Raw genomic sequence first — 25019 nt, forward strand, 5'->3', positions numbered from 1 at the left:
CAGTGTAATGGCTTATTTATAGTCAACGATTGAGCTTTACTATGAGTGATCAATTTATCGAACCCAACGAGCTTCTGCAGGCACAAGTACAACCCCATTCCCGTGATGATGTGCAAGATAGTCAATTGCACGTGTGGGACGTGCCTACGCGCGTTTTCCATTGGTTATTGGTTGCATCGTTTATTGCTGCCTATGTCAGTAATTGGTTAGGTGTAAGTTATTTCACCTATCACTTGTGGTCAGGTTATTTTGTGGTGATTTTGGTGGGCTTCCGTATTCTGTGGGGTGTTTTTGGTACACACCATGCGCGCTTCGCCAATTTTGTGCGGCATCCTGTTGAGAGTTTGCGTTATGCCAAGGCGTTACTGACAAACAAGGTGAAGTCTTATCCCGGCCACAATCCACTAGGCGCACTCATGGTATTGTTGCTGTTATTGGTGATGTTGGTTCAAGCGGTGACCGGTTTATTTGCAAACGATGAAATTTTTAACGCAGGGCCGCTCTATGGTTACGTTAGCCATGATTTCAGTTTGGCGTTGACAGGTTTACACAAGGAGTTGTTTTATTGGATTCTTGCCGCTGTGGCAGTGCATGTATCGGCGGTATTGTTTTATGTATTTGTCAAACGTGAAAATCTGGTTAAAGCGATGGTCACGGGTAAAAAGCCGCGACGCGGATTTGAAAACGCGCGTTCGATAAAATCATCACGGGTTTGGCTGGCATTGTTTTTGATCGTACTGGTTTCAGGTGCGTTGGCCGGAATTATTGTTGCGGCACCGGAAGCAGTGCTGGATATGGGGTATTAAGTTTTTCTGTTATTTTTACATCGGGATAAAAAACAGCGAAATAAAAAGCGAGATAAAAAGCAGCCAGATAAAAAACAGCAGAATAAAAATAAGCGACGCCATTTGGCCTCGCTTATTTTTTTACATCAACAATTTTACTTTCCTTATAAACTTCCCCTTGTTTAAACAACCGTGCTTCTCCTGGTTGATAGAGCGTCCATTGCTCGTTTGCGGTTAATGGTTTGGTGGCAATCACCACCATTTGGTCGTCGTGATTGTTGTGCTGACTCAAATCCAATGACACTTCCCGATCAATCAGTGTCACCTGTGTGAAAGGATATTGCCGTTGCACATAGGCGAGGTGGGTTGAGCAGTAGGTGTACATCCATTCACCGTTAGACAAAATAATATTGAATGTACCAAATGCTGCAATTGTCTCGCTTAAATGGTTGAGCCATTGAAATAGCTCATCAATGCTATCGGCCCCATTGGGAAAATGACGTTTTAATTCTTGCAATAAAAAGCAAAACGCCAATTCGCTATCAGTATCGCCCTCTGGTTGAAACTCATCATCCAATGGCGGATTAAAACCCTTTAAATCGCCGTTGTGACAAAACAGCCAATCCTGCTGCCAAAGATTGCGCTGGAATGGATGGCAGTTCCTGATTTTTACCGCACCAACTGTGGCTTTACGGATATGGGCAATAATTGTGTTGGATTTTATATCGGTTTTTTGAATGCTTTCTGCCAGCGGTGATTCGGCAGCGGGCGATTCATCCAGAAAAACCTGCGCTTGCTGATTACGATAAAATGCAAGCCCCCAACCATCTTTATGGTCATCTGTTAAACCACCACGCGCACGAAAGCCTTCAAATGAAAAGCCAATGCTCGCCGGTTGTTTACAACTCATTCCCAATAGCTGGCACATAGTAATTACGGATTTTCCTATACAAGATTAACTTGCCAAACGTGAAGGTTGTACATAGCCAGTCAATTGTCTGGTTGAGTAGGCGACCAAAGAATGGCGCTCTGATTCATCCAAGTTTGCAACCAGTATTTGCAATTTCTCCATGAAATTATGTTCACGGTCTAGTTGGCTTGCGAGCCTTGTGTTGGCAAAAACATAGTCAGATACCAGTGGTAACCCTTGTCGTAGTAACTGTTGTAATAACTGTTGTAGCAGTAACCAATCTTCCAGCGTTTCCAGATGTATACCAATACGATAGTGACGTTCGCGGTAATTGCTTAACGCTTGTTGGAAATGCGCAAGGTTTAATTCATTAACAAGTTTGGTATGTAATATCACCCGTTCTGGATTAAGCCCGCAATCGCTCAGTATTTTCTCAAAAGTTTTGCCGTGATCCTGGGGAACACTCAGTATATGCTTGGCTTGCACATGAAGTGCTAGCACACCTTTGAAACCATCGTGCTGTTGTAAATAATTCAGAGAGTGAAGTGTTCTTACCAATCTATCCAAATGCACCACTTCTTCGGTACTTTCCAGAGAATTTACAATGGCATCTATATTCAACACATTTCCAGTAGTAGAGCGCACAAATAAATCTGCGTAATGGCCAATTAATTCGCCATTATCAACCCCCCGCATTTCTGCAAACTGGCTACCTAATACCAAATTACCAAAACGGGCGCGATACTGGTTATCTACTTTAAATAAACCAGTTTTAGGCAGTTCATTAAGGCGCGCCTGTGTTTGCAGTTGGTCATTGAAGTAGTGCATTAATTCTGTAAGTGGCATAGCAAAATTCTTGGATATTTTTAGGGGGGAGCGTTATAGGGCGGCATCTTAAAGAGGAATCAAAAAACTATAAAATAATTAAATATTCCTAGCTTATAACAAGCCTGAAATTGAAAGCCTGATTATAAGGTTATAGAGATATGTTCTTTCCCATTGTGTATAGCCGTCACTATAGTTGCCCTCAATTCACAAACAACACATTCCGTTTTCATAGAAAGATGGTAACGGCGGTAATCAGTTGTCGGTGGTGTTTAAAAATAAACACTTGATTGAGGAAAGTGTTATGACGGTAATCCAATTAACCAATGCTGTTGATAATTCAACACCTAATGGCAGTTCAAATGCTGCAAGGGAATTACCCGAGGTATTGGCCAAAGCAGCGCAAGCTGCAATAGGTGCAGAGCTTGCTTACGCAGGAAGTGTTGCACCGGAAGATGCATGGAAATTATTTATCAATGGCCACGCCCATTTAGTGGATGTACGCACCGTAGAAGAACGAAAGTTTGTAGGCCATGTCCCTAATACCTTTCATATTGCCTGGCAGACAGGCCCTGCATTAATTAAAAACCCGCGTTTTTTACGTGAGTTGGAAAATAAATTGCCCAAAGACGCCGTAATTTTATTGTTATGCCGCAGTGGCAAACGCTCTGCGGCTGCAGCAGAGGCGGCAACCAAAGCAGGCTTTCGCTATGTATTTAATGTGCGTGAAGGTTTTGAAGGTGACCTTGATGAGCACCAGCAGCGCGGTGCGGTCAGTGGTTGGCGTCAACGTGGCCTGCCTTGGGTGCAGGACTAATCAGAAAAATAAAGAAAAAAGAGAAGAGTTAGTTATCCATGAGCCATCAACAACATCCCGAATTAATATCAGCTACCTGGGAGCTGGATACCATTGTGCAGGAGTTGCGCAATGCCCGTAACGATTGGCGTGCGCAGCGTGGCCGCTCACGTGAACCCGGCTTACGCGAATTGCCCTCGCGCGATGCGTTACAACAAATTATCCGTGAGCTGTGCGGTGCATTATTTCCCATGCGTTTGGGGCCGCAGGAGCTGCGCGAAGAAACGGAAGATTATTATGTAGGCCACACATTGGATGCCGCGCTCAATGAATTATTCCGGCAGGTGCAGTTGGAGCTGGTGTATTTTTCTCGCCAGCAGAATGCGAATGCCGATGAAGCCTTATTAAAGAATCAAGCCAATCAAATTGTTCGTTTGTTCGCTGCGGCATTGCCTGAATTGCGCCGCACATTGGATGTGGATATTCAGGCTGCATTTCAGGGCGACCCCGCTGCGCGCAGTGTCGATGAAGTTTTGCTGTGTTATCCCGGTGTGCTCGCCATTATCCATCACCGTTTGGCTCACACCCTTTATCAACTGGGTGTGCCATTACTCGCGCGAATTGTGGCGGAATTGGCGCACTCATTAACGGGAATTGATATTCACCCCGGTGCAGAAATCGGACGTGGTTTTTTTATCGACCATGGCACCGGCGTAGTGATTGGTGAGACCGCAGTGATTGGTGAGCGAGTGAGGATTTATCAAGCCGTCACCTTGGGTGCTAAAACATTTCCCACCGATGACAAAGGCCATTTGCAAAAGGGTTTACCACGTCACCCGATTGTTGAGGATGATGTGGTGATTTATGCAGGTGCTACGGTGTTAGGGCGCATCACCATCGGCAAAGGTTCGATTATTGGCGGCAATGTGTGGCTCACGCGCAGTGTGCCGCCCGGTTCCAGTATCACCCAAGCCAGTTCGCGCCAACAATTGCCGCAGGGAGCTGATGTATGAACATCAATGTGCATTTTGGACGCACGGTAAAACAATTGCGTTCAGCCCAAGGTTTATCACAAGAAGCATTTGCGGCGCGTGCAGATTTAAATCGCACATACCTTGGTGAAGTTGAACGCGGTGTTGCTACGCCATCACTGGCAACGGTTGCCAAAATCGCGGCTGCATTGAACATGTCTCCCTCCGCACTGATTGCACAAAGTGAAGAGCTGACGGCTATAGCCGGTTGAGCGTTTTTTAGATCAATGAGATCTTAGCTTAGTTTATTTTAATCTATGCATTATTGGGTTACCCCAGAGGAGCATCGGGATGTCTACCGAACATGAAATTCAATCGGCGTTAGGTGATAACGCTGCGCGCCAGCTTGCCAATGCCACCAAAACAACACCGCAATTATCGATCATCACCCCGCGTTGGCTGGTGCATTTTTTACAGTGGGTTCCCGTAGAAGCCGGTATTTTCCGTTTGAACCGTGTAAAAAATCCAACACGGGTGACTGTGACTTGTTCACAGCGTGATGAAGCGGAAATCAAACCAACCTTTGTGGATTATGAAGATAAACCGCGTGAATATTTTTTAAATGCCGTCACCAGTGTTGTGGATGTGCATACACGCGTATCCGATTTGTACAACAGCCCGCATGACCAAATTAAAGAACAATTACGCTTAACCATCGAAACTATTAAAGAGCGTCAGGAAAGCGAGTTGATCAACAACCCTGAGTACGGTTTGTTGGCAAATGTTGATGACACACAAAAAATATCAACACTCACCGGCGCACCTACACCCGATGATATGGATGAACTGTTAGTGAAAGTCTGGAAAGAGCCGGGTTTTTTCCTTGCGCATCCATTAGCTATTGCGGCATTTGGTCGTGAATGTACCCGCCGTGGTGTACCGCCACCCACAGTGAGTTTATTTGGATCGCAATTTATTACCTGGCGCGGTGTGCCGTTAATTCCATCCGATAAATTACCAATCGATGAAGACGGCAAAACAAAAATTTTATTGATTCGTGTGGGTGAAAAACGTCAGGGTGTTATTGGTTTGTACCAACCCGGTTTAGCGGGGCAGCAAAGCCCGGGCTTATCGGTGCGTTTTATGGGGATTGGCCGCAATGCCATCGCATCTTATTTAATTTCGCTTTATTGCTCACTCGCTATTCTCACCGAAGATGCTGTTGCGGTATTGGAAGATGTTGAAGTGGGTAAGTACCACGACTATCCCGATACCTATAAATAATTGTTGATGAAATAATTTTTGATGAGTGTTGATATGTCTGAGCATTCGGGTTTGCCTGATCTTCAATCCCTTGCCGCTATGGCCAATGAATTTTTTCAGTCGCTACCTACTGCTGCATTGCCTATCGTGTCCGGGTTGCAGCAGAGTGTTCCGCATAGCCCGCAGCGCCCACAGTTTGGGCGCACGGGCGAAGCTCCATCGTTTACCTCGCCTACGACTGAGCAACATGCGGCGGAGAACCCTGCAGCGGGTTTTTATTTTGCAGATAACGCCAGCCATTATCCTCTTGCACATTTGCATATCGATCAGTTGATCACACAGGTTTCACCGCATGAATTTGGTCTACCGGATGATAATGATTTGCTGGATTTACTGGCGGAAAATCGCTTTGTCACCAAAGCTCCAGCTACAACACCTGCTGCTACTCCTGTAGTCGATTCACGCTTTTATTTTCTGGATGCGGGTGCGCAGCCGGTCTTTGGTAATTCGCCAAAACAAGGGCAATTCGCCGCAGAAAACACCGGTTTTGATGTGAATGCAATTCGCCGCGATTTTCCGATTTTATCCGAGCGTGTCAACGGAAAGCCTCTGGTGTGGTTTGATAACGCAGCCACAACACAAAAGCCAAAAAGTGTTATTGAGCGCATCAGTTATTTTTATGAGCACGAAAACTCTAATATTCACCGCGCGGCACATGAATTAGCCGCTCGCGCGACGGATGCCTATGAGGGTGCGCGCAATAAAGTAGCAAAGTTTATCAGTGCAGGCTCGCCCGATAATATTGTGTTTGTGCGCGGCACAACCGAAGCAATCAATTTATTAGCCAACACCTTCGGCAAACAGCGAGTAGGTGAGGGCGATGAAATTATTGTGTCGCAACTGGAACATCACGCCAACATAGTGCCTTGGTATTTATTGGCGCAGCGCGTGGATGCAAAAATCCGTGTGATTCCGGTGGATGATACTGGCCAAATTTTATTGGATGAATATCGCAAGCTCATCAATAGCCGCACTAAAATTATTTCTGTTACCCAAGTGTCTAATGCTTTGGGGACAGTAACGCCGATTAAAGAAATCATCGATATTGGCCACAGCTTTGGTGTTCCGGTTATCGTTGATGGTGCCCAATCCATTTCTCACATGCGTATTAATGTACAGGCGTTGGACGCCGATTTTTTTGTGTTCTCCGGGCATAAAATTTTTGGCCCCACCGGCATTGGTGTGGTTTACGGCAAAGCTGAACATTTGGCCAATATGGAACCCTGGCAGGGTGGCGGCAATATGATTGCCGATGTGAGTTTTGATAAGGTTATTTTTCAAGATCCGCCGAATCGTTTTGAAGCGGGTACTGGCAATATTGCCGATGCGGTAGGTTTGGGGGCGGCGCTGGATTATGTGGATAGCGTTGGTATAGAGCGTATTGCGCGCTACGAACACGATTTACTGGTTTATGCCACCCAACGTTTACAGCCTATTGCGGGCGTGCGTGTTATCGGCACTGCCGCCAATAAAGCGAGCGTTTTGTCTTTTACTCTTGCCGGTTATAACACAGAAGAGGTGGGCGCAGAGTTGAACCGGGAAGGTATAGCCGTGCGCTCAGGCCACCATTGTGCCCAGCCTATTTTGCGCCGCTTTGGTGTTGAAACTACTGTCCGCCCCAGTTTTGCGTTTTACAACACCTTCGACGAAATTGATTTATTTATCTCGGTAGTGGAGCGCTTGGCGCGGCAAAGCCGATAGCTATTGTTTTACTGCTGGCCCGCATTCGTCAGGTGTGTAGCTGATGACATTGGGATCTGCACAGGCAGTGCATGCATTACTGTAGGTTTTTAACTCACTGGAAGGGCATGGCGCAGTGACACAGCGCACGCCTGTGTCGCGCGTGGCACATACAGGACGATAATCCATAGTGCAGACTTGCGGGCGTTGCTCAGGGCATGTGTTACTGGTTTTTGTGTTCGACAATTCGGCGTCGTTTTTATTGGTTTGGCTACTGCAAGCGGAAAGTAAACCCAGGGCCAAAATACCAAGTATTAATTTCATCTTGCAGCTCCCGATCAGATTATTTTGCACTCAGTGCAATGCCATCAAATTCAATTCCAGCCCAGCCTGTATTCATAAAATTACGAATATTTTGATGATCGGTAGCGCTGGGGTTTTGCAATACATCCTTGCGGTAGTAATCACCAAAACAGGCAAGTGTTTGGCTCTCTGTTAAGCCCTGCATACGCGCAAAAGAAAAGATTTTGCACGAGCCTGAATTTTGCCCGGGTTCGCTGATGAGTGTGCCATTTTTAAAACGGGTAGGGGTGAATTGGTAAAGGGAATCTATTACTGCAATGGTATCGCTGAATTGGATGGATTCAGGCTGGGTGTGGAGATTAAGCAAAAATTGTTCAAGATTCATAAAGCGCTCTTACTTAAGGGGTATTAATTAATTCGGACTGGTATTTTACGCCTTGCGCTGGCAAAAGAATAATTCTTTACCCGAGCTGGTTCCGGAAGATCAGTTGCGCTATGGTTGCTCTATCTCCCTCCGCCTTCCCGCGATGGTTTAAGAATACTATGAGCAAGAAACGTCCTATTTACATTCCCTTTGCCGGCCCGGCTTTGTTAGAAGCTCCACTGCTCAATAAAGGCAGCGCATTTACTGAACGTGAGCGCCAGCAGTTTAATCTTGAGGGGCTGTTGCCCTATAACATTGAGACTATCGAAGAGCAGGAGGCGCGCGTTTATCAGCAGTTGTGTTCATTTGAATCACCTATCGATAAACATATTTTTTTGCGCAATATTCAGGACACTAATGAAACTGCCTATTTCCGCTTGGTAACTGACCATCTCAGCGAAATTATGCCGCTTATTTACACACCTACGGTGGGGCTGGCGTGTCAGCAGTTTTCTAAAATATATCGCCGCAAACGCGGGTTGTTTATTTCTTATCCAGATCGTGCGCGTATCGACGATATGTTGCAAAACGCCACCAAACAAAATGTGAAAGTCATTGTGGTAACGGATGGCGAACGTATTTTGGGTTTGGGTGACCAAGGGATCGGCGGTATGGGCATTCCTATCGGCAAGCTCGCGCTCTACACAGCCTGCGGCGGCATTAGTCCCGCCTATACATTGCCTGTCACTCTGGATGTTGGCACTAACAATGAGGCGCTGTTGGCTGACCCTATGTATATGGGGTGGCGCCACAAACGCATCACTGGCGATGATTACTACGCATTCGTCGATGAATTTATTCAGGCGGTGAAAGTGCGCTGGCCCAATGTGCTGTTACAGTTTGAAGATTTTGCGCAGGATCATGCCACACCATTGCTCAATCGTTATCGCGATCAGCTTTGTTGTTTTAACGACGACATTCAGGGAACAGCAGCGGTTGCCGTGGGTACGCTGATAGCTGCGTGTACCGCCAAGGGTGAACAATTAAAAGACCAGCGAATTGTCTTTGCTGGCGCCGGTTCGGCCGGCTGCGGCATTGCAGACCAGATTGTGAAACAGATGATGGCCGAGGGCGCAAGTTACCAAGAGGCCACAGGCCGTATCTTTTTAATGAGCCGGGACGGTTTGTTGCAAGCCAATTCTCCCGGTTTATTTGATTTCCAGCGCCCGTTTTGTACTCCGGATTCGGTAGTCGCCAACTGGCCTGCTCCTGCCAGCGGCCAAATAACTTTGCTTGATCTGGTTACCAACGTGGGGCCCAGCGTTTTGATTGGTGTATCGGGTCAGGCCGGGTTATTTACTAAAGCTGTAGTAGAGGCAATGCAGGCGCAGTGTGAGTACCCGCTAATCCTACCTCTTTCAAACCCTACCTCCCAGGCAGAAGCCCAACCAGTCGACTTGTTGCGTTGGACTTCAGGCAAGGCGATGGTGGCAACTGGTAGTCCTTTCCCCCCTGTGGATATGGGCGATAAGGTGATAGACATCGCCCAGTGCAACAACAGTTACATTTTCCCCGGTGTAGGTTTGGGGGTTATTGTTGCCAAGGCCACCAGAATCACCGACACCATGATGATGGCGGCAAGCCGGGCATTGGCGGGTGAGTCTCCACTGGCTGTTACCGGCTCGGGGGCACTCCTGCCGCTGTTGGATGATATTCGTCAGGTGAGCAAGGTGATTGCTAAAGCGGTGATTATTCAGGCGATTGAAGATGGTGTTGCTTTGCCTATTCCGATGGATCTTATTGATGAAAAAATAAACCATCAATTTTGGGAACCAGAATATCGGGAATATCGTCGCACCTCCTTCTAAGCGTCCGATTGGCAGTGGCCCTGAACTTCGGCGGTCGTTTTTTCGTATGACTAGACTGATTTATGGTTTCAAAAGACCCTGGAAGATAAAAAATGTTGAATTATGCGCCATATCGACTATCGTTTCTGTAATGCCTGATGCAAAATAGACACAGGTGAAGGAGCGGGCCCTGATGATGGAGTGGTAATTGAAGTGTGATGTGCTTCACTTGTCTATAATCAACCACAGGCGGGTGTGCAGAAATATTCGATACTGCACTTTGAGATGTAACCGATGTTGGTCAGGGCAGTGTATTCCGAGCAGTCGCAAATAGTCCGCAGAGACAATATCGAGTGCTCCTTAACCCAATCTCTAGCTTTTAAATCGACCTGAGTTGTTCGATAAAGGACTAAAACATGGATTTTCTTTCTGCACAAAAGTACCTTTTAAACAAGCATCAAGCCAAGGAATTGTTTCCCTCTGGCCCTGATATGGCTGTCTATAAGGTCTGTCACAAGATGTTTGCGACCTTGACGGCTGAAGGTGGTGTGCCGCGTATTAGTTTAAAGTGCGATCCTGATCTTGCTTTGCAACTACGTGAGCAGTATCCGGCGGTTCGCCCCGGTTTTCAGATGAATAAAAAACACTGGAATACCATTATTCTTGACGGTTCTGTGCCCTCTGATCAGATTCAGCGTATGATCGACCACTCCTATCAATTGATAGTTGACAACCTGCCTACGCTCGAGCGCGAGCAGTTATTGGCTTCCAAAAAGTAAATAGGTTTCCAGCGCGGTTCATCCAGCGCTGGATCTATTTTAACTGGCCCTATGTGATTGATGATCACGAGAAACCTAAGTGAAGATCGACGACACTTGTGCCTCAGATGACAGCTGTATCACCTCTTGCGATACAGGCCAGCGCTTAAAGCTACTGCGGGAGTTGGCAGGGCTCTCCCAGAGAGAGCTTGCCAAACGCGCCGGTTTAACCAACAGCAGCATCTCCACTATCGAACAGGGGCGTGTTAGCCCCAGCATTCAATCGCTCACGCGGATTTTGTCTGCTCTTCCTATAAGCTTGAGCGATTTCTTCTCCTTCGAACTGCCCTTAACTCCTGCCTCCAAACGAGCGAATTTGCCCGCTGGAATAGATGCACGCACACTGGTTTTGCCGGCCCAATCCGCCCATGCCTTTTTGGTAGCCAAAGGTGATATCTGTGGTGCTGTACTCAAAGGCGAGCTGCTGTTATTGATCAATGCCCAGGAGCATAGGCTGGTGCAGGGCGATACATTTTATATTGCCCAGAATCAACTTTTTCGTTGTGCCAATACAGCCAGTCAGGAACTGCAGATATTTATTTGCTCCCAGGTAAGTCCCGCGTTTTAACACCACTCAGTCTGTGAATTTATTGCCGGGCTTTTGCACTCTGTCAGGGCAAGTTCTGCCTATGCTGCTAAACTCAATTTCAGATTTTCCTCCCTCAACTAAAGAGAGATTGATTATGTTTCAAGGAAAAGCCCTCAAGGTTTCCCTGTTGCCGGATGGCATTGCGGAGTTGACCTTTGATCTGCAAGGCGAGTCAGTGAATAAATTTAATTTGCTCGCGGTTTCCGAACTTCAACAAGTACTCGATCTGTTAGAGCAGGCCAGTGGCGTAAAAGGGTTGCTGGTGACCAGTGCGAAGGACGTTTTTATTGTGGGTGCCGATATCACCGAGTTCGGCGCTGTGTTTGCGTCCGGGCCAGATCAGGTCACTAGCCATCTAGCCGCCAACAATCGCAATTTTTGCCGTCTGGAGGATTTGCCCTTCCCAAGTGTGGTCGCCGTTAATGGTTTTGCGCTGGGCGGTGGCTTGGAGTTCTGTTTGGCCTGCGACTACCGTATCGCCAGCAGCGCGGCCAAGGTGGGTTTACCCGAAACCAAGCTGGGCATTATTCCCGGCTGGGGCGGCACCGTGCGGTTACCGCGGGTAGCCGGCTTGGATACCGCCGTGGAATGGATTGCAGCCGGTAAAGAAAACGATGCTGAAACTGCCCTGACCGCCAGAGTTCTGGATGCGGTGGTGGAGCCTGCCAAACTGCGCGATGCCGCCTTGCATTGTTTGCAGCAGTGTATTGCTGGCACTTTTGATTACAAGGCGCGCCGCGCGCAGAAAAAGGCACCGCTGCAGTTAAATTTCATTGAATCCATGATGGCTTTTGAGACCTCAAAAGCCTTTGTGGGCGCGCAGGCGGGGCGCAATTATCCAGCGCCGGTCACTGCAATCAAATGCATGCAAAAAGCGGCAGATAAAGGTCGCGATGAAGCCCTGCAAATCGAAGCCGAAGGCTTTGCCAAAATGGCACTAACCCCCGTTGCGCAATCGCTGGTGGGCATTTTTATCAACGAACAGCTGCTCAGCAAAAAAGCCAAGAGCTGGGAGAAAAAGGCCGACAAAAAAATCGCGCGTGCGGCGGTATTGGGCGCAGGCATTATGGGCGGCGGTATTGCCTACCAGTCAGCGCTGAAAGGCGTGCCCATCAAGATGAAAGACATAGCGCAAAAAGGCATAGATTTGGGCTTGGCGGAAGCCAACAAATTGCTCAGCAAACGTGTTGAGCGCAAGAAATTGTCGCCGGTAGAAATGGGTGATGTACTCAATCGCATCGAACCAGCGCTGAGTTACGACGGTTTCGAGCAAGTTGATATTGTGGTTGAAGCCGTGGTGGAAAACCCCAAGGTGAAAAAAGCGGTCCTGGCGGAAGCAGAAACCAAAGTAGGGGCAGACACAGTGATCGCCTCCAATACCTCCACCATCTCTATTAGTTATCTGGCCGAAGCCTTGGCTCGCCCCGAAAACTTCTGCGGTATGCACTTCTTTAATCCAGTGCACATGATGCCTTTGGTCGAGGTAATTCGCGGCGCCAAAACCTCTGACAATGCTGTTGCCCGCACAGTGGCTTATGCGAACGCCATGGGCAAAAAGCCCATTGTGGTGAAAGATTGCCCGGGCTTTCTGGTGAACCGTGTGCTCTTCCCTTACCTGGCCGGCTTTGCCATGTTGGTGCGCGATGGGGTGGATTTCCATCGCATAGATAAGTTAATGGAGACCTGGGGCTGGCCCATGGGCCCGGCTTATTTACTGGATGTGGTGGGCATCGATACCGCTGTGCACGCCGAAAAGGTGATGGCAGAGGGCTTCCCTGATCGCATGCAGCGCAGTTTTACCTCCTGTACCGATGCGCTTTTTGCCGCCGGTCGTTTAGGGCAGAAATCGGAAAAAGGCTTTTATAACTACGAGTTGGATAAAAAGGGCAAACCCGCCAAGGTTGCCGCTCCTGAGGTGGCCGATATTCTCAAGCCGGGTATTCAAGCAGCCATTGAAATTAGCGATGAGGACATTGTCGCGCGCATGATGATTCCCATGGCGACCGAACTGACTCGCTGTTTGGATGAAGGCATAGTAGAAACAGCGGCTGAGGCGGATATGGCCTTGGTTTATGGCACTGGTTTCCCACCCTTCCGCGGTGGGGTATTCCGTTGGATCGACTCCATCGGTGCCCAAGCTTTTTGCGATATGGCGGCCAAATTCAGCGATCTCGGTGCGCTTTACGTCGCTCCCGAGAGCCTGAAAGCCAAAGCAGCCAACCATCAGAAATTTTACGGCTAAGGAGTCAGAATAATGAGTTTACAACCACGTGATGCCGTTATTGTCGATTATGCTCGCAGCGCCATGGGGCGCTCCAAAAACGGCTGTTTTCGCAATGTTCGCGCCGATGATATTTCCGCCGCCATCATCAAAGGTTTGTTGGCACGCAACCCGCAACTAGACCCCAATACCATCGACGACTTGCTGTGGGGCTGCGTGATGCAGCGCGAAGAGCAAGCCTTCAACGTGGCGCGCAACATACTCCTGTTGGCCGGCTTACCTCACACCATTCCTGCGCAAACCATTAACCGCTTGTGCGGATCTTCCATGTCGGCCCTGCATACGGCCACGGTCAACATTCGCGCCGGGCAGGGCGATGTGTACCTGATTGGTGGAGTTGAACACATGGGGCACCTACCCATGTATGAATCGGTCAGCATTAACCCTTTGCTCGGGCTGTCAGTTGCCAAAGCGGCGGGCAATATGGGCATGACAGCGGAATACCTGGCGCTATTGCACGGTATTAATCGCCAGCAAATGGACGAGTTTGGTGTGCGTTCGCACCAACTGGCCGCCAAAGCACGCGCTGAAGGTAAGTTCAGCCGCGAGATACTCCCCGTGAACGGCCACAACGGCGATGGTTTCTTGATTGCCGTGGATCAGGACGAAACCATTCGCCCTGAAACCACCTATGAAGCATTGGCCAAGTTGCCGCCGGTGTTTGACCCCAAAAATGGTCAGGTCACCGCTGGTACTTCATCGCAAATGAGCGATGGCGCCTCGGTTATGCTGGTTATGTCGGCCGAGCGCGCCAAAGCCCTGGGTTTAAAACCTATCGCCAAGGTGGTTTCTATGGGGTTGGCGGGTGTTGATCCCTCGATCATGGGTTATGGGCCGGTGCCATCCACCGAAAAAGCCTTAAAAGCGGCCAATCTGACCATGGATGACATAGATGCAGTGGAATTAAACGAGGCCTTTGCCGCCCAAGCCTTACCGGTGCTCAAGGATCTCAAACTGCTGGATTCCATGAACGACAAGGTCAACCTGCACGGTGGTGCTATCGCCTTGGGGCACCCCTTTGGTTGTTCAGGGGTACGCATTACCGGCTCACTGCTGACGGTGATGCAGGATCGCGACCTCAGCCTCGGGGTATCCACCATGTGTATTGGTCTGGGGCAGGGCATTACCACTGTGTTGGAGCGCCTTAACTAGCTCGTAGCTGCACGCCTACCGGCGTTACTAACTACAGTGTTTGGCTAAAGCGTCATCTCCGCTAAAAAGGTCGACTCAGGTCGGCCTTTTTTATGGGGCGATCTTGGCGGCGGCTCTGATAAACTGCGTTCAGATTGACTCCCCATTTTTTCGCTTAATCGTTGAGAGACAGGTTTGATTCTTTTTTCCCTGGATAAGCACACCACGCCCGCTGATTTTCTGTCAGTGCAGCGTGCCCGCTTTGCTGATTGCAGTGCCAATACCCAGTCGCCACAGGTATTTACAGTGGCATTTAGCCATAATGCCAGCTATTTGTCGGAGCAGCCCCAGCAGGAATTGTTGGCTTTTGTTTGGTTGGCAGTGTCATGCGACAGCGCTTCAAACCCAAGTATCAGCGTGAGTATTTTCCCGGCAACAACCGAGCACTTGCGTGCGATTGAGCAACTTGCTGCCGAACCAGAGGCGATATTGGCTTATTGCGAGGCCGCAAATCTCGCGCATGTGCGTTTGGATTTGCCCCTGCTGCTGGAGCCTATTTACATCCCCAAACCTTGGGGGCAAGAGATTTGGTACACCGGTATTGAAGCCCGTGGTCAAGCGGCGGTTAAGTGCGATAGGGGCAGTTTACCGCTGCCTTGGGTATTGGAATTTTTGCGCCCGCAGCTTGGCTTGGCGGCAACCGATAACCTGATTTTACTCAAGATCCTTGACCCGCTTGCAGAGGCGCCTTACGGCGACTTGTATTTTGAACTGCATGAGCAAAAACAAGAGGTTTATGTCGTCACTCATGTGGATGCGACCGCATGGCCAGGCGGAAAAGGTGCGATCCAATTGGGGTTTAATCCGGCTGCGAGAGCAAATTACGCTACTACCGATGACTTCAAAGCCGGTTACCTCCATGCAGTCAGGGAGTACGAGCAAACAAGGCGAGCCATCGATGATTTACTTGATCGAAAAAAGCAAGAGCTTGGTATCTCCCTCAGTGAGCCTGTCGCCGTCACACAGGTGAAGTTATGGCTTAAGGAACTCTCACAACATCCTGATAACAAAGCATTAATAGATCGTGAGCAGGAATTAAAACAGGCAATGGATCGTTTTATCGCACTGCACCCACTCGAGGTAGGTGATGTGGTTGCTGTTCCTCGCTTGGTGCCGCACGCGCTGCAACATGGTGTGAGAGTCGTGGAGTTCCAAACCCCTGTGTATGAGCGAAGAATTCTCAGCTTTGGGCAGAAAGTGCTAACTCAAAACCATTGGGATACCGAAGTGGCCTTGCAGTTAGTGGATATGGATGCTGAGCCGTTTATTTCACCGGTACAGTTGGCTCATACAGACAGCGCACAGATTCAGCGCATAGTTAACTTTGATGATTTTGAGGTGCAACGGATTGTTCTAAAAGGTGATTGTCAGTTATCTGTGTCTTGTTATGGATTGTTGATGGTATTGGAAGGAAGTGTTTGTATTGATGACACCTTGATTGCATCAGGAAATGTAGCCCTGCTACCTGCTCAGGTCACACCACAGGTTTTATATTCTTCTTCTGCTGTGCTGCTTTGGGCTATCCCTCGATCCGGTTGATTCACCTGCAAGCCTTGCCGTTCTTCAAATAGGTTTTCGCTTTATAGAGTGTTAGACTGCGCGCCCTTTTTAGTTTGGCAACCACAGGCACTTTATGTCTTCCTTTTACGAAATTATCGAACTCACCAATGGCGATGTTGCTCTTCAGCGCGCGGATAGCGAAACAGGTGAACCTTTGGTGACTATTCGTTTTTCTCAGGAGTCACTGGCGTTTTTAGGCGAAGAAAAATTTATGGTGGCTAAAGCCATGATAGAAGCAGGTATGGAAGCGGCAGGGGAAATTGCAGATCAGCAAGCTGAAGCGCAATTGGATGGTAGCTTTGACGAATTAACAGATTTGGAAAAAATGATGCTTCATTGATGGGCGAATTGCGCATCGTCCCTGATGTAGATGTACTAACTTATTGGTGCCTGCAAGCAATAACCTCAAAAGGGCTGTTTGGATAAAAAGGGTTGTTTGGATAGTTATCTAATAAACTCGCAACAATTGATCTCGCAACAACGGCCTTACTATCGAACCCGTAACAGCAGGCCTTGACACTGGCCTTTGGCTGCCGCCACTTCAAGCTGTGACAATTCCTTATCGCTTAATTTCCCCGGGCTTGAAATCACGGTATGGCTATTTCCTGCCGATAGGGCCTCCCAGGTAATCCACAGCAGTGCCTGCGGATCCTGCGCATGAATAACCCGAATAAAGCGGGTATTTACCCCGTAAGACTCAAGAAAATCCTTGCTGATATTGTGTGGTGCAATCCAGGTGATCCAGCGATCCTTTGCGCTATTGCTCAAATAGGCAATCATTGGCAGTAACAACGAAAGCTGTTCTGGTGAATCACTGGTTAGCACAAGTTCTGTAACACCACTGCTAACACGCGTTTGCGCAGTTTGGGTTTGAGGCATAACACGAGCGAGATTAGTCACGGCGAATCACTCCTACACTTAAACCTTCAATACTAAATTCCTGGTCACGGGTATCGACCAGAATCACATCAAAGTCAGGGTTCTCTGGCCAGAGCTCTACCTGTGCGCGGTTTCCGGCGCGTTTGAAGCGCTTGACGGTTACTTCTTCTCCTATGCGTGCCACAACTATCTGGCCATTACGAACCTGATCGGTTTTATGTACTGCAAGCAGATCACCATCCAAAATGCCGGCATCCTTCATGCTCATACCGTGTACACGCAGGAAAAAATCCGCACTCGGCGAGAAGAAGCTTGTGGGAATGTTGCAGTAATCTTCTATGTGTTCCTGCGCCAGAATCGGGTTGCCAGCAGCGACACGCCCGATAATAGGAATACCCGCCTGCACATCTGGCAATTTGATTCCGCGTGACGCGCCGGGGATGATTTCAATGGCCCCTTTGCGCGCCAAGGCTTTGATATGTTCTTCAGCGGCATTGGCTGACTTAAAACCCAATATTCGCGCAATTTCAGCGCGCGTTGGCGGGTAACCTGTATCTTCCGCATAGCTGCGGATTAATTGCAGTACCTGTTCCTGTCGGGGCGTTAAGTCAAACATGATGCACTCCTGAATCTGTTTATTTGTACAGTGTCTGTGATTATATACAGTAAATTCACTTGTGCAATAGTTTTTCTGATTGCTGCTATTTCACTCGATTACCGTAGCGAATGGTGCGCAATTGACCTTGGCTAAAATAGAGGTGGGTCATGAACTTTCCTTTGCCGGGGTTATAGGTCCAGACATCTACCTGAGTGCAGCTTTGAATAGATACATTATGTTGAATGTTGTTGTCACCGTTTTGTATGCCCTGCGGCCCAGTGTTAATGGTGTTGGGTTCGCAAAAGCTGTCGGTGCTCGCCGGCTCCCCGCAAATCTCAACAATGTCGGCCTTGGTATCACCCGGGCTGGCAAGTTGTCCATTGCACCGCAGCGAATCGGCACTGGCCTTCTGGGTGAATGGGATAAAACAAAAAAAGAATAAAACAATATATTTGGCCATGATTTTTCCCTGTCTTTAAAGCTTTTAATCTAATCCCGTTGGCTGAATGCTGTCTGAATTAACTGCCTATTTTAAGTAGGAGTTTGTCGAGCAAACGATTCGGTAAAATTCGCTTCATGGCGCCAACCAAATAAGTGGGAAAAGTGACGTAGTAGCGTGCTTGTGGATGTGGAGATTCAAGCGCATGCAGCAGGCGCTTGATGACTGCCGATGGCTCCAGAGTGAAAGGTGTGGATGACTCTGCTTTTTCGAGTCGCTCTATCGCTTTGGTGTAGGTGTTTTTATGGCGACTTGCATCGACGTTGATATTTTCCCGTAGGGCTGCCAGTGCATTTTTGCGAAATTCACTGCGTATAGGGCCTGGTTCGATAAGCGATACAAATACACCGGTTCCCATAAGTTCAAGCCGCAGAGTATCGCTTATGCCTTCAATCGCATATTTGCTGGCGTTATAGGCGCCGCGTAGTGGCATGGCAGCCATGCCCAGAATGGATGAGTTTTGAATAATTCTCCCGTAACCCTGTTTCAGCATGACGGGGAGAATCAAGCCTGTCAGTTCGCACCAGCCAAAAAAGTTGGTATCAAACTGTTTGCGCAACGCCGCTATGGGAAGGTCTTCTATGGCGCCTGGTTGGCCGTATGCGCCGTTATTAAACAATGCATAAAGCTCACCGCTAGTGAGTACCATTAATTCCTGAAATGCTTTATTGATAGACGCAGAATTACTCAAATCCAGCATTAATGTTTCAAACCCTTCTGCGCTGAGGCGCTCCACATCTGTCGATTTTCTGCAACTTGCGATCACCCGGTAACCCCGTTGTTGCAGTGCTTTTGCTGCTTCATAACCTATGCCGGTTGAGGCGCCGGTAATCAAAATCGTTTTTTGCATAATCGTCACTTTTTGTTAAAGGTTTTTGTGGTCTGGCCGCTAGCTTATAGGACTGGCGAATGGTCTGGTCGATAACCTGTCTGCGCAGTTGCAATCGCAATAACCCGCGCTTTTTAGGCTGCAACAATTAAATGGTGATGTATGAATTCCTATTCTGCCGTAAATAGCTATGCCAGCGTTAAAGTTCATTCCGGTGTTGAATCTGCCTCTCCCCATCGCTTGATTCAAATGCTTTTTGAAGGTGCCTTGGAGCGTATTGCGCAAGCAAAAGGTGCCATAGCGCAAAAGCAATTCGCGCGCAAAGGGGAGTTAATAGGCAAGGCAGCGGCAATTGTTGGCGGGTTGCAAGGCAGTTTGAATGATAATGAAGGCGGTGAATTAGCGGCCAATCTAGACAGCCTTTACGATTACATTATTCGCCGTTTGACCCAAGCCAATTACGAAAACAATATCGAGCATCTTGATGAATGCGCGCGTTTACTCGGGGAGATTAAATCTGCCTGGGACGCCATCGCAAAAGATGTTTAAGGAGGCTGCAATGACTCTGCGATTAGTGCCTGAACCCGATTACACCGGCGAGTCTGGGGTAATGGCGATGCGATCCGTGCAGCGAGCCTTGACTGCAGCCCTGCAGCAGGAGGATTGGGAGCGCATTCGCCACCTGGACCGTATTTGTGTTGTGTTGATTGATAAAGTAATTGCTGCCAATCGCAGTGATAAAACCACGCTTATCCGCGCGCTGAGCGAGTTGAAGGGGGTTTATGCCGGGCTAATCGCCCAGTGCCAGCAGGAAGTGACCCTTCTGCATGCGACCTGATATTCATAAGCGCGATGCCAACAATTTGGCGAATTTCTCGCCACTCTGCTTTTTAGGCAAGCTACTCGCCAAAATCCATCTACCCTGCTAGCCTAAGTAAATTCCAAGGCTAACGGGTATTTGCTGTGTCTAACTACAATCCACAAGAAGCGCTGAAACAATATCAAAAACTGGGTATTGAGTCGGAAGTCAGCCATGCATCGCCGCATCGATTAATTCAAATGTTATTTGAAGGTGCACTGGGGCGCCTCGCGGCAGCTCAAGGGGCAATGGAGCGTGGCGATTTAGCCGTAAAAGGTGAGATGCTGGGTAAAGCCATTGGCATAGTGGGCGGCTTGCGCAGCTCCCTGGATATGGAAGCGGGCGAATTGTCCGAGCGGCTTGATCAGTTATACGAATACATTAATTTGCGCCTTCTGGAAGCCTCTGCGCAAAACGATATTGCAAAGGTTACCGAGGTGATTCAGCTACTCAAAACCGTAAAATCCGGTTGGGATGAAATTGCACCACAGGTCAGTAAGACCCCCTGATTCCAGTCTGTTATTCATTCCCGCTATTGTGTGATTCGCATAATTGCCTGACAAATACCGCGAGTGTTTGTCAGGCATTTTTTTGGCGATTAATTATTCAAAATGCTGGCTTTCTGATAAAACGCCAATAAAAATTCGTCATTAATTTGACTAAGTTCACGCTCTCTACTATTACTTACACCCATAAATCTTCTGCCATTTGTGGTTGCCAATTGCGCACCAGCGGTAAGTTGTTGGCATGAAATGAAAAAAGGTCTTGGGGTATGTGGCGTAACAACAAAGTTTTGGTGATTGACGATAATCCGTCACGTCGACACGATCTAAATGTGTTGCTGGAGTTTTTGAGCGAACCAGCATTAGTAACCAGCAGCGACAATTGGTTAGCTGCCGTAGCTGATCAAAATAATGGCGAAGATTATGTTGCCGTTTTTGTGGGCGACTACAGCGCCAGCAAACAGCAGTTATCACAATTACTCAAAGAAGTTCGCAACTGGAACGATGAGTTGGCGATTGTGTTAGTGGGCGAGGAAAATCAAAACGCCGACGCCACGCTGGAAGACACCTTGCGTTTTATGGTCATAGCCAACCTCTCTGTTCCTCCTACTTATAACAAACTGGTGGATACACTCCATCGTGCGCAACTGTACCGTGAAGCGCAATCCAACGGTAAGCGCCAACCCCAGCGTCGCCCTGTGCATTTATTTCGCAGTCTGGTGGGTACTAGTCGCGAAATTCAAAGTGTGCGTGAAATGATGGCGCAAGTTGCCGACAAAGACGTGTCTGTATTAATTACCGGTGAATCGGGCACGGGTAAAGAAGTGGTTGCGCGCAATTTGCATTACAACTCGCCCCGTCGCGATAAGCCTTTTGTGCCAGTCAACTGCGGTGCTATTCCGGCTGAATTATTGGAAAGTGAATTATTTGGTCACGAAAAAGGGGCGTTTACCGGCGCGATTAATTCCCGCGCCGGTCGCTTTGAAATGGCTGAAGGCGGCACCTTATTTTTAGATGAAATTGGTGATATGCCGCTCAACATGCAAGTAAAAATTTTGCGTGTTTTGCAAGAGCGCTGTTTTGAGCGTGTGGGCAGCAACAAAACCCAACCGGTGGATGTGCGTATTATCGCTGCTACTCATCGCAATCTTGAGCAAATGATTGAAGCCAATACTTTCCGTGAAGATTTATTTTATCGTTTGAATGTATTTCCCATCGAATTACCTTCGCTGAAAGAGCGCGCAGAAGATATTCCGCTGCTGATCAACGAGTTGGTATCTCGCATGGAAAGCGAACAACGCGGCTCAATTCGTTTTAATTCGGCGGCGATTATGTCGCTCTGCCAACATGAGTGGAGTGGCAATGTTCGCGAGTTGGCGAACCTGGTTGAGCGCATGGCGATTACCCATCCATTTGGTGTCATTGGCGTTCAGGACTTACCCGCAAAATATCGCCACGTGGATGTGGTCGAAGAGGATTTTGCCCATACACCGCAGCGCGGTTCTGGCGAAGCATCGGCAGGTGCAGGTTATGTGAGCATGAACGACACGCCGCTCCTGCCAGAGCAGGGTATTGATCTGCGCGAATACATTACCAATCTGGAAATGAGTTTGATCCAACAAGCACTCAACGATTGCGGTGGTGTGGTTGCGCGCGCGGCCGATAAATTATGTGTGCGCCGCACGACACTGGTAGAAAAAATGCGCAAGTACGATATGCAGCGCTAAATTAATTTTCAGTCAGTGAGTCATAAAAAAAGCCCCGCGCGGTAGTGAACCGGCGGGGCTTTTTTTTCACCTGCGTTTTATGTGGTGCGATTTATTGCACCTGCAACAAGATTACTTGGCTGTTTGCGGGCGGCGCTGTGATTGTGGTTTAGCGGCGCCACTTGCACTGCGGTTGCCCTGTGGGTTGCGTGGTTGCTGACCTTGGGGTTTGCGCGCGGCGCCATCTTTGTTTTTGTTGCCATTTTTGGGTTTTTGCCCCAGCGCGGTTTTTTTAGGTGCACTGCGACCATTACCGCTGCCTGCACCAATTGTCATACGGCGTCCCAACACAATCGGCTCGGGTTTGGCATTAGGGTCTGGTTCAAAACCGCTCACAATTTCTTTGTCGATGCTGCGTTTAATTAATTTTTCAATATCGCGCAGGAATTTATCTTCATCAATGCACACCAGTGATATCGCCACACCTTCGGCATCGGCGCGACCAGTACGGCCAATACGATGCACATAATCTTCCGGCACGTTGGGCAATTCATAGTTCACAACATAAGGCAGCTGGTCGATATCAATACCGCGCGCAGCAATATCCGTTGCCACCAAAGCGCGAATCGCGCCGCGTTTAAAATCTTCCAGGGCTTTAGTGCGTGCGCCCTGGCTTTTGTTGCCGTGAATGGCCGCAGCGCTAATGCCATCATCCTGGAGTTGCTCGGTTAACTTATTGGCGCCGTGTTTGGTGCGGGTAAAAATAAGCACCTGCTGCCAATCGCCTTTATTAATAATGTGCGACAACAGTTCGCGTTTGCGATTGCGATCCACCGGGTGTACCACTTGGGTTACGCGTTCAGAAGCGGTATTGCGGCGCGCTACTTCAATCAAGGTGGGCTGGTTTAACAACTTATCCGCCAGCGCTTTGATTTCGTCGGAGAAAGTGGCAGAGAACAGAAGGTTTTGGCGTTGTTTGGGCAGCAGTGCCAAGACTTTTTTAATGTCATGGATAAAACCCATGTCCAACATACGGTCAGCTTCGTCCAGCACCAATACCTCTACCTGACGCAGGCTCACGGCATTTTGGTTGACTAAATCCAGCAGGCGGCCGGGCGTGGCAACCAGGATATCCACACCGCCGCGCAGCTTCATCATCTGCGGGTTAATGCTCACGCCGCCAAATACCACGGTTGAGCGCAAAGGCAGGTATTTGCCGTAATCGCGCACGCTTTCAAACACTTGCGCCGCAAGTTCACGGGTGGGCGTCAGAATCAAGGCGCGCACCGGGCGGCGGCCTTGCGCCGTTTTTTCAGCGGGTGCTTGGCTTAATTTTTCCAGCAGTGGCAAGGTGAAACCGGCGGTTTTGCCCGTACCGGTTTGCGCACCTGCCAGAATATCCCCGCCTTTTAAAACGGCAGGGATGGCTTGTAACTGAATAGGAGTAGGGGTGCTATAACCTTGATCGGCAATAGCACGCAGAATATCGGCCCGCAGACCGAGAGTATCAAACGACATAAAGTTTTCCTGTTGCTCGGCCTCCCGCGTGGCGGGCAAGGTCTGGCGAGCTGAGATGTGGCAAACACACAGCGGTGTTTGGCAGCAGAGGAGGGCGACACTGACCTTAAGGGTGTCGCCGCGCATGGTACGCACTTGATGAAAAATATGCCAGTTAACTTTTGTTCAACTGTTGTGCTGACAGGATATCGCTAAGCGGCGTGCGGCTAAGTGCCACACAACCGCTGCCCAGCCATAGGGACAAAAGCCTGTGCCTGTGTGTTAATGAAGTGGAAGGGGACTGAGGTCATTTTAAAGCCGCTGTTGCGGTGGATGACAAAGTGTAGGTGGGGGCCGCTGGAGTAGCCGGAGCTGCCGGAGCGGGCGAGGGTGGTGCCGACGCTGACCTTGTCGCCTACTTTTACGGCGGCGGTGCCGAGCAGTATGTGGCCGTAGAGGGCGAAGGTGCCGTCGCTGTGGAGTACGCGCACGTAGTTGGCTTTATCCAGAAAAAACTGATCCACCCCGCCCATGTGGTAATCGTCTTTTACCGAGACTACAACGCCGGCGCGCGCCGCTTTAATGGCGCTACCTACGGGCAGGGCAATATCCACGGCGTAGCGGCTGCTGTCATTGTGGTGGGAGAACTTGCCGTTAAACGCTTGGGTGATTTTATGGCAGCCTTGGGTATCGACGGGCGGTGCGTAGTGCTGGTCGCTTGGGATGATGGTGTTATCGCCCAGTTGCCATTTGTATTTGAAGGGTTCGATGCTGCCCGCACTAATAAGGCTTGCTCCTTTAGCGCCGGCACAATTACCGGTGTGGATTTGGCAAGCTGCGCTGAGCGCAGCTCTACTTGGATGGGTGCGTGAAACGGGTTTTTAACCATTAACTGCTGTTGGTTTTTGGCTTCATCTTTGTGGACGTAAAACACCGGCTCCACTTTTTTGGCGCTGGTACTTTTGAGCTTGAGACTCTCTGCCTCGGTGTTTTTGGGTTTTTTGTCGGTGAAATGCCACTTGCCGTTGGCATCTTTGTATTTGTACACCTCGGCGGCCTGCAGGGGGCTAATCCCACTGCCCAGAACCAAAAGGGCGCCTAGCCAGCCCAGCAAGCGGGTGATTTGTGCTGATCTTGTTAATTGCGGTTGCATCTTAATCCCTTACAAAGTGCGTTTACTGACGCCCAGAGGCGAGGGTGCGTTTATACGCTATTGCGCCTGGGTGTTGGAAGCCAAGTCAGCCAATTGTTTGACTGCATTGCGTGGCGATTCTTCCTAACTAATTGAAAAATATATAAAAATAATCTTGGCACTGTGCTTGCAAATACCCTTGTACAAACGCCTGATAGCAACTCCAAGCGTTAGCTTATTGACGGTTTTGGAATGTGATTGGGTGAAATTGGCG

General features: G+C 48.9%; 28 protein-coding genes. 17 read left to right on the top strand and 11 right to left on the bottom strand.

The genetic code is table 11. The annotated features are described in order from the left end of the window. The first annotated feature begins 41 nt into the window (after positions 1-41). Positions 42-806 carry a cytochrome b/b6 domain-containing protein gene (locus tag ACFODX_RS07195; RefSeq protein WP_378117542.1) on the top strand — a complete coding sequence of 255 codons (765 nt, stop codon included), beginning with the start codon at positions 42-44 and terminating at the stop codon, positions 804-806. A gap of 112 nt (positions 807-918) precedes the next feature. On the opposite strand, the gene ACFODX_RS07200 is transcribed toward ACFODX_RS07195, so the two are convergent. Further along, positions 919-1713, bottom strand: coding sequence for a class II glutamine amidotransferase (locus ACFODX_RS07200; protein WP_378117544.1), 795 nt, complete (start codon positions 1711-1713; stop codon positions 919-921). 27 nt (positions 1714-1740) lie between these two features. Beyond that, a complete protein-coding gene (locus ACFODX_RS07205; protein ID WP_378117546.1) occupies positions 1741-2541 on the bottom strand; it encodes a hypothetical protein in 801 nt (266 codons plus the stop codon). Positions 2542-2824: 283 nt separating this feature from the next. Between ACFODX_RS07205 and ACFODX_RS07210 the strand changes: the two genes are divergently transcribed. The 5 genes from ACFODX_RS07210 (at position 2825) to ACFODX_RS07230 (ending at position 7311) form a co-directional block, all read left to right on the top strand. Further along, the gene (locus ACFODX_RS07210) at positions 2825-3337 is read left to right on the top strand and encodes a rhodanese-like domain-containing protein (protein ID WP_378117548.1); all 513 of its coding nucleotides are present in this window, start codon (positions 2825-2827) and stop codon (positions 3335-3337) included. 38 nt (positions 3338-3375) lie between these two features. After that, positions 3376-4329 (top strand): serine O-acetyltransferase EpsC, encoded by a 954-nt coding sequence (epsC, locus tag ACFODX_RS07215; RefSeq protein ID WP_378117550.1) that lies wholly within the window; start codon positions 3376-3378, stop codon positions 4327-4329. Next, the gene (locus ACFODX_RS07220) at positions 4326-4559 is read left to right on the top strand and encodes a helix-turn-helix domain-containing protein (protein WP_378117552.1); all 234 of its coding nucleotides are present in this window, start codon (positions 4326-4328) and stop codon (positions 4557-4559) included. The genes epsC and ACFODX_RS07220 overlap by 4 nt, the downstream gene beginning before the upstream one ends. 79 nt (positions 4560-4638) lie before the next feature. Next, positions 4639-5571: a family 2A encapsulin nanocompartment shell protein gene (locus tag ACFODX_RS07225; RefSeq protein ID WP_378117554.1), complete on the top strand. Its 933-nt coding sequence runs from the start codon at positions 4639-4641 to the stop codon at positions 5569-5571. Positions 5572-5604: 33 nt separating this feature from the next. Beyond that, positions 5605-7311, top strand: a complete 1707-nt coding sequence (locus tag ACFODX_RS07230) for a family 2A encapsulin nanocompartment cargo protein cysteine desulfurase (protein ID WP_378117556.1) — start codon at positions 5605-5607, stop codon at positions 7309-7311. Here the strand turns inward: ACFODX_RS07230 and ACFODX_RS07235 are convergent, their stop codons facing one another. Both ACFODX_RS07235 and ACFODX_RS07240 read right to left on the bottom strand, forming a co-directional pair. Beyond that, positions 7312-7614 carry a hypothetical protein gene (locus ACFODX_RS07235; RefSeq protein WP_378117558.1) on the bottom strand — a complete coding sequence of 101 codons (303 nt, stop codon included), beginning with the start codon at positions 7612-7614 and terminating at the stop codon, positions 7312-7314. It lies immediately after the preceding gene. A 19-nt stretch (positions 7615-7633) separates the two neighbouring features. Next, entirely contained in the window at positions 7634-7978 is a 345-nt protein-coding gene (locus ACFODX_RS07240) for a HopJ type III effector protein (RefSeq protein ID WP_378117560.1), read from the bottom strand. Positions 7979-8136: 158 nt separating this feature from the next. Between ACFODX_RS07240 and ACFODX_RS07245 the strand changes: the two genes are divergently transcribed. The 7 genes from ACFODX_RS07245 to ACFODX_RS07275 all read left to right on the top strand — a co-directional run bounded on the left by ACFODX_RS07245 (position 8137) and on the right by ACFODX_RS07275 (position 16583). Then, positions 8137-9825: an NAD-dependent malic enzyme gene (locus tag ACFODX_RS07245; protein WP_378117562.1), complete on the top strand. Its 1689-nt coding sequence runs from the start codon at positions 8137-8139 to the stop codon at positions 9823-9825. 395 nt (positions 9826-10220) lie between these two features. Next, entirely contained in the window at positions 10221-10583 is a 363-nt protein-coding gene (locus ACFODX_RS07250; RefSeq protein WP_378117565.1) for an MmcQ/YjbR family DNA-binding protein, read from the top strand. Positions 10584-10662: 79 nt separating this feature from the next. After that, positions 10663-11190, top strand: coding sequence for a helix-turn-helix domain-containing protein (locus ACFODX_RS07255; protein WP_378117567.1), 528 nt, complete (start codon positions 10663-10665; stop codon positions 11188-11190). A 112-nt stretch (positions 11191-11302) separates the two neighbouring features. After that, positions 11303-13453: a fatty acid oxidation complex subunit alpha FadB gene (fadB, locus tag ACFODX_RS07260; protein WP_378118121.1), complete on the top strand. Its 2151-nt coding sequence runs from the start codon at positions 11303-11305 to the stop codon at positions 13451-13453. A gap of 12 nt (positions 13454-13465) precedes the next feature. Further along, positions 13466-14644, top strand: a complete 1179-nt coding sequence (gene fadA / locus ACFODX_RS07265) for an acetyl-CoA C-acyltransferase FadA (protein WP_378117569.1) — start codon at positions 13466-13468, stop codon at positions 14642-14644. A gap of 174 nt (positions 14645-14818) precedes the next feature. Further along, complete coding sequence (locus ACFODX_RS07270) at positions 14819-16222, top strand: hypothetical protein (RefSeq protein WP_378117571.1); 1404 nt, start codon at positions 14819-14821, stop codon at positions 16220-16222. 94 nt (positions 16223-16316) lie between these two features. After that, the gene (locus tag ACFODX_RS07275; protein WP_324259280.1) at positions 16317-16583 is read left to right on the top strand and encodes a hypothetical protein; all 267 of its coding nucleotides are present in this window, start codon (positions 16317-16319) and stop codon (positions 16581-16583) included. Positions 16584-16732: 149 nt separating this feature from the next. Here ACFODX_RS07275 and ACFODX_RS07280 read toward each other — a convergent pair whose 3' ends face one another. The 4 genes from ACFODX_RS07280 to ACFODX_RS07295 form a co-directional block, all read right to left on the bottom strand. Next, positions 16733-17143 carry a cell division inhibitor SulA gene (locus tag ACFODX_RS07280; protein ID WP_378117573.1) on the bottom strand — a complete coding sequence of 137 codons (411 nt, stop codon included), beginning with the start codon at positions 17141-17143 and terminating at the stop codon, positions 16733-16735. Next, on the bottom strand, positions 17136-17738 hold the full coding sequence (gene lexA, locus ACFODX_RS07285) for a transcriptional repressor LexA (protein WP_378117575.1): 603 nt from the start codon (positions 17736-17738) through the stop codon (positions 17136-17138). The genes ACFODX_RS07280 and lexA overlap by 8 nt, the downstream gene beginning before the upstream one ends. Before the next feature lie 85 nt (positions 17739-17823). Next, positions 17824-18180: a DUF2845 domain-containing protein gene (locus ACFODX_RS07290; RefSeq protein ID WP_378117577.1), complete on the bottom strand. Its 357-nt coding sequence runs from the start codon at positions 18178-18180 to the stop codon at positions 17824-17826. A gap of 58 nt (positions 18181-18238) precedes the next feature. Beyond that, positions 18239-19069 carry an SDR family oxidoreductase gene (locus ACFODX_RS07295; protein WP_378117579.1) on the bottom strand — a complete coding sequence of 277 codons (831 nt, stop codon included), beginning with the start codon at positions 19067-19069 and terminating at the stop codon, positions 18239-18241. A gap of 141 nt (positions 19070-19210) precedes the next feature. Between ACFODX_RS07295 and fliS (ACFODX_RS07300) the strand changes: the two genes are divergently transcribed. The 4 genes from fliS (ACFODX_RS07300) (at position 19211) to ACFODX_RS07315 (ending at position 22137) form a co-directional block, all read left to right on the top strand. Continuing rightward, the gene (gene fliS, locus ACFODX_RS07300; RefSeq protein WP_378117581.1) at positions 19211-19597 is read left to right on the top strand and encodes a flagellar export chaperone FliS; all 387 of its coding nucleotides are present in this window, start codon (positions 19211-19213) and stop codon (positions 19595-19597) included. A gap of 10 nt (positions 19598-19607) precedes the next feature. Further along, entirely contained in the window at positions 19608-19886 is a 279-nt protein-coding gene (locus ACFODX_RS07305) for a hypothetical protein (RefSeq protein WP_378117583.1), read from the top strand. A gap of 125 nt (positions 19887-20011) precedes the next feature. Next, positions 20012-20416, top strand: coding sequence for a flagellar export chaperone FliS (gene fliS, locus ACFODX_RS07310; RefSeq protein ID WP_378117585.1), 405 nt, complete (start codon positions 20012-20014; stop codon positions 20414-20416). A gap of 263 nt (positions 20417-20679) precedes the next feature. Beyond that, complete coding sequence (locus ACFODX_RS07315; protein ID WP_378117587.1) at positions 20680-22137, top strand: sigma-54-dependent transcriptional regulator; 1458 nt, start codon at positions 20680-20682, stop codon at positions 22135-22137. Positions 22138-22248: 111 nt separating this feature from the next. Here ACFODX_RS07315 and rhlE read toward each other — a convergent pair whose 3' ends face one another. The 3 genes from rhlE to ACFODX_RS07330 all read right to left on the bottom strand — a co-directional run bounded on the left by rhlE (position 22249) and on the right by ACFODX_RS07330 (position 24766). Beyond that, on the bottom strand, positions 22249-23634 hold the full coding sequence (gene rhlE, locus ACFODX_RS07320; protein ID WP_378117589.1) for an ATP-dependent RNA helicase RhlE: 1386 nt from the start codon (positions 23632-23634) through the stop codon (positions 22249-22251). A gap of 206 nt (positions 23635-23840) precedes the next feature. After that, complete coding sequence (locus tag ACFODX_RS07325) at positions 23841-24227, bottom strand: M23 family metallopeptidase (protein ID WP_378117591.1); 387 nt, start codon at positions 24225-24227, stop codon at positions 23841-23843. After that, complete coding sequence (locus ACFODX_RS07330) at positions 24206-24766, bottom strand: DUF4124 domain-containing protein (RefSeq protein ID WP_378117593.1); 561 nt, start codon at positions 24764-24766, stop codon at positions 24206-24208. Before ACFODX_RS07330 ends, ACFODX_RS07325 begins: the two co-directional genes overlap by 22 nt. Positions 24767-25019: the final 253 nt, after the last annotated feature.

It is taken from the genome of Cellvibrio fontiphilus, from assembly GCF_042646205.1.
Lineage (GTDB): Bacteria > Pseudomonadota > Gammaproteobacteria > Pseudomonadales > Cellvibrionaceae > Cellvibrio > Cellvibrio fontiphilus_A.

Excerpts from the sequence above, each read along its gene's own strand:
- ACFODX_RS07210 (WP_378117548.1), top strand. The coding sequence starts at position 2,825 with ATGACGGTAATCCAATTAACCAATGCTGTTGATAATTCAACACCTAAT.
- ACFODX_RS07205 (WP_378117546.1), bottom strand. The coding sequence starts at position 2,541 with ATGCCACTTACAGAATTAATGCACTACTTCAATGACCAACTGCAAACA.
- ACFODX_RS07200 (WP_378117544.1), bottom strand. The coding sequence starts at position 1,713 with ATGTGCCAGCTATTGGGAATGAGTTGTAAACAACCGGCGAGCATTGGC.
- ACFODX_RS07240 (WP_378117560.1), bottom strand. The coding sequence starts at position 7,978 with ATGAATCTTGAACAATTTTTGCTTAATCTCCACACCCAGCCTGAATCC.
- ACFODX_RS07225 (WP_378117554.1), top strand. The coding sequence starts at position 4,639 with ATGTCTACCGAACATGAAATTCAATCGGCGTTAGGTGATAACGCTGCG.
- fliS (WP_378117581.1), top strand. The coding sequence starts at position 19,211 with ATGAATTCCTATTCTGCCGTAAATAGCTATGCCAGCGTTAAAGTTCAT.
- ACFODX_RS07315 (WP_378117587.1), top strand. The coding sequence starts at position 20,680 with ATGTGGCGTAACAACAAAGTTTTGGTGATTGACGATAATCCGTCACGT.
- lexA (WP_378117575.1), bottom strand. The coding sequence starts at position 17,738 with ATGTTTGACTTAACGCCCCGACAGGAACAGGTACTGCAATTAATCCGC.
- fadA (WP_378117569.1), top strand. The coding sequence starts at position 13,466 with ATGAGTTTACAACCACGTGATGCCGTTATTGTCGATTATGCTCGCAGC.
- ACFODX_RS07235 (WP_378117558.1), bottom strand. The coding sequence starts at position 7,614 with ATGAAATTAATACTTGGTATTTTGGCCCTGGGTTTACTTTCCGCTTGC.
- rhlE (WP_378117589.1), bottom strand. The coding sequence starts at position 23,634 with ATGTCGTTTGATACTCTCGGTCTGCGGGCCGATATTCTGCGTGCTATT.
- ACFODX_RS07330 (WP_378117593.1), bottom strand. The coding sequence starts at position 24,766 with ATGCAACCGCAATTAACAAGATCAGCACAAATCACCCGCTTGCTGGGC.
- ACFODX_RS07230 (WP_378117556.1), top strand. The coding sequence starts at position 5,605 with ATGTCTGAGCATTCGGGTTTGCCTGATCTTCAATCCCTTGCCGCTATG.
- ACFODX_RS07290 (WP_378117577.1), bottom strand. The coding sequence starts at position 18,180 with ATGGCCAAATATATTGTTTTATTCTTTTTTTGTTTTATCCCATTCACC.
- ACFODX_RS07245 (WP_378117562.1), top strand. The coding sequence starts at position 8,137 with ATGAGCAAGAAACGTCCTATTTACATTCCCTTTGCCGGCCCGGCTTTG.
- ACFODX_RS07220 (WP_378117552.1), top strand. The coding sequence starts at position 4,326 with ATGAACATCAATGTGCATTTTGGACGCACGGTAAAACAATTGCGTTCA.
- ACFODX_RS07275 (WP_324259280.1), top strand. The coding sequence starts at position 16,317 with ATGTCTTCCTTTTACGAAATTATCGAACTCACCAATGGCGATGTTGCT.
- ACFODX_RS07295 (WP_378117579.1), bottom strand. The coding sequence starts at position 19,069 with ATGCAAAAAACGATTTTGATTACCGGCGCCTCAACCGGCATAGGTTAT.
- ACFODX_RS07305 (WP_378117583.1), top strand. The coding sequence starts at position 19,608 with ATGACTCTGCGATTAGTGCCTGAACCCGATTACACCGGCGAGTCTGGG.
- epsC (WP_378117550.1), top strand. The coding sequence starts at position 3,376 with ATGAGCCATCAACAACATCCCGAATTAATATCAGCTACCTGGGAGCTG.
- ACFODX_RS07195 (WP_378117542.1), top strand. The coding sequence starts at position 42 with ATGAGTGATCAATTTATCGAACCCAACGAGCTTCTGCAGGCACAAGTA.
- ACFODX_RS07250 (WP_378117565.1), top strand. The coding sequence starts at position 10,221 with ATGGATTTTCTTTCTGCACAAAAGTACCTTTTAAACAAGCATCAAGCC.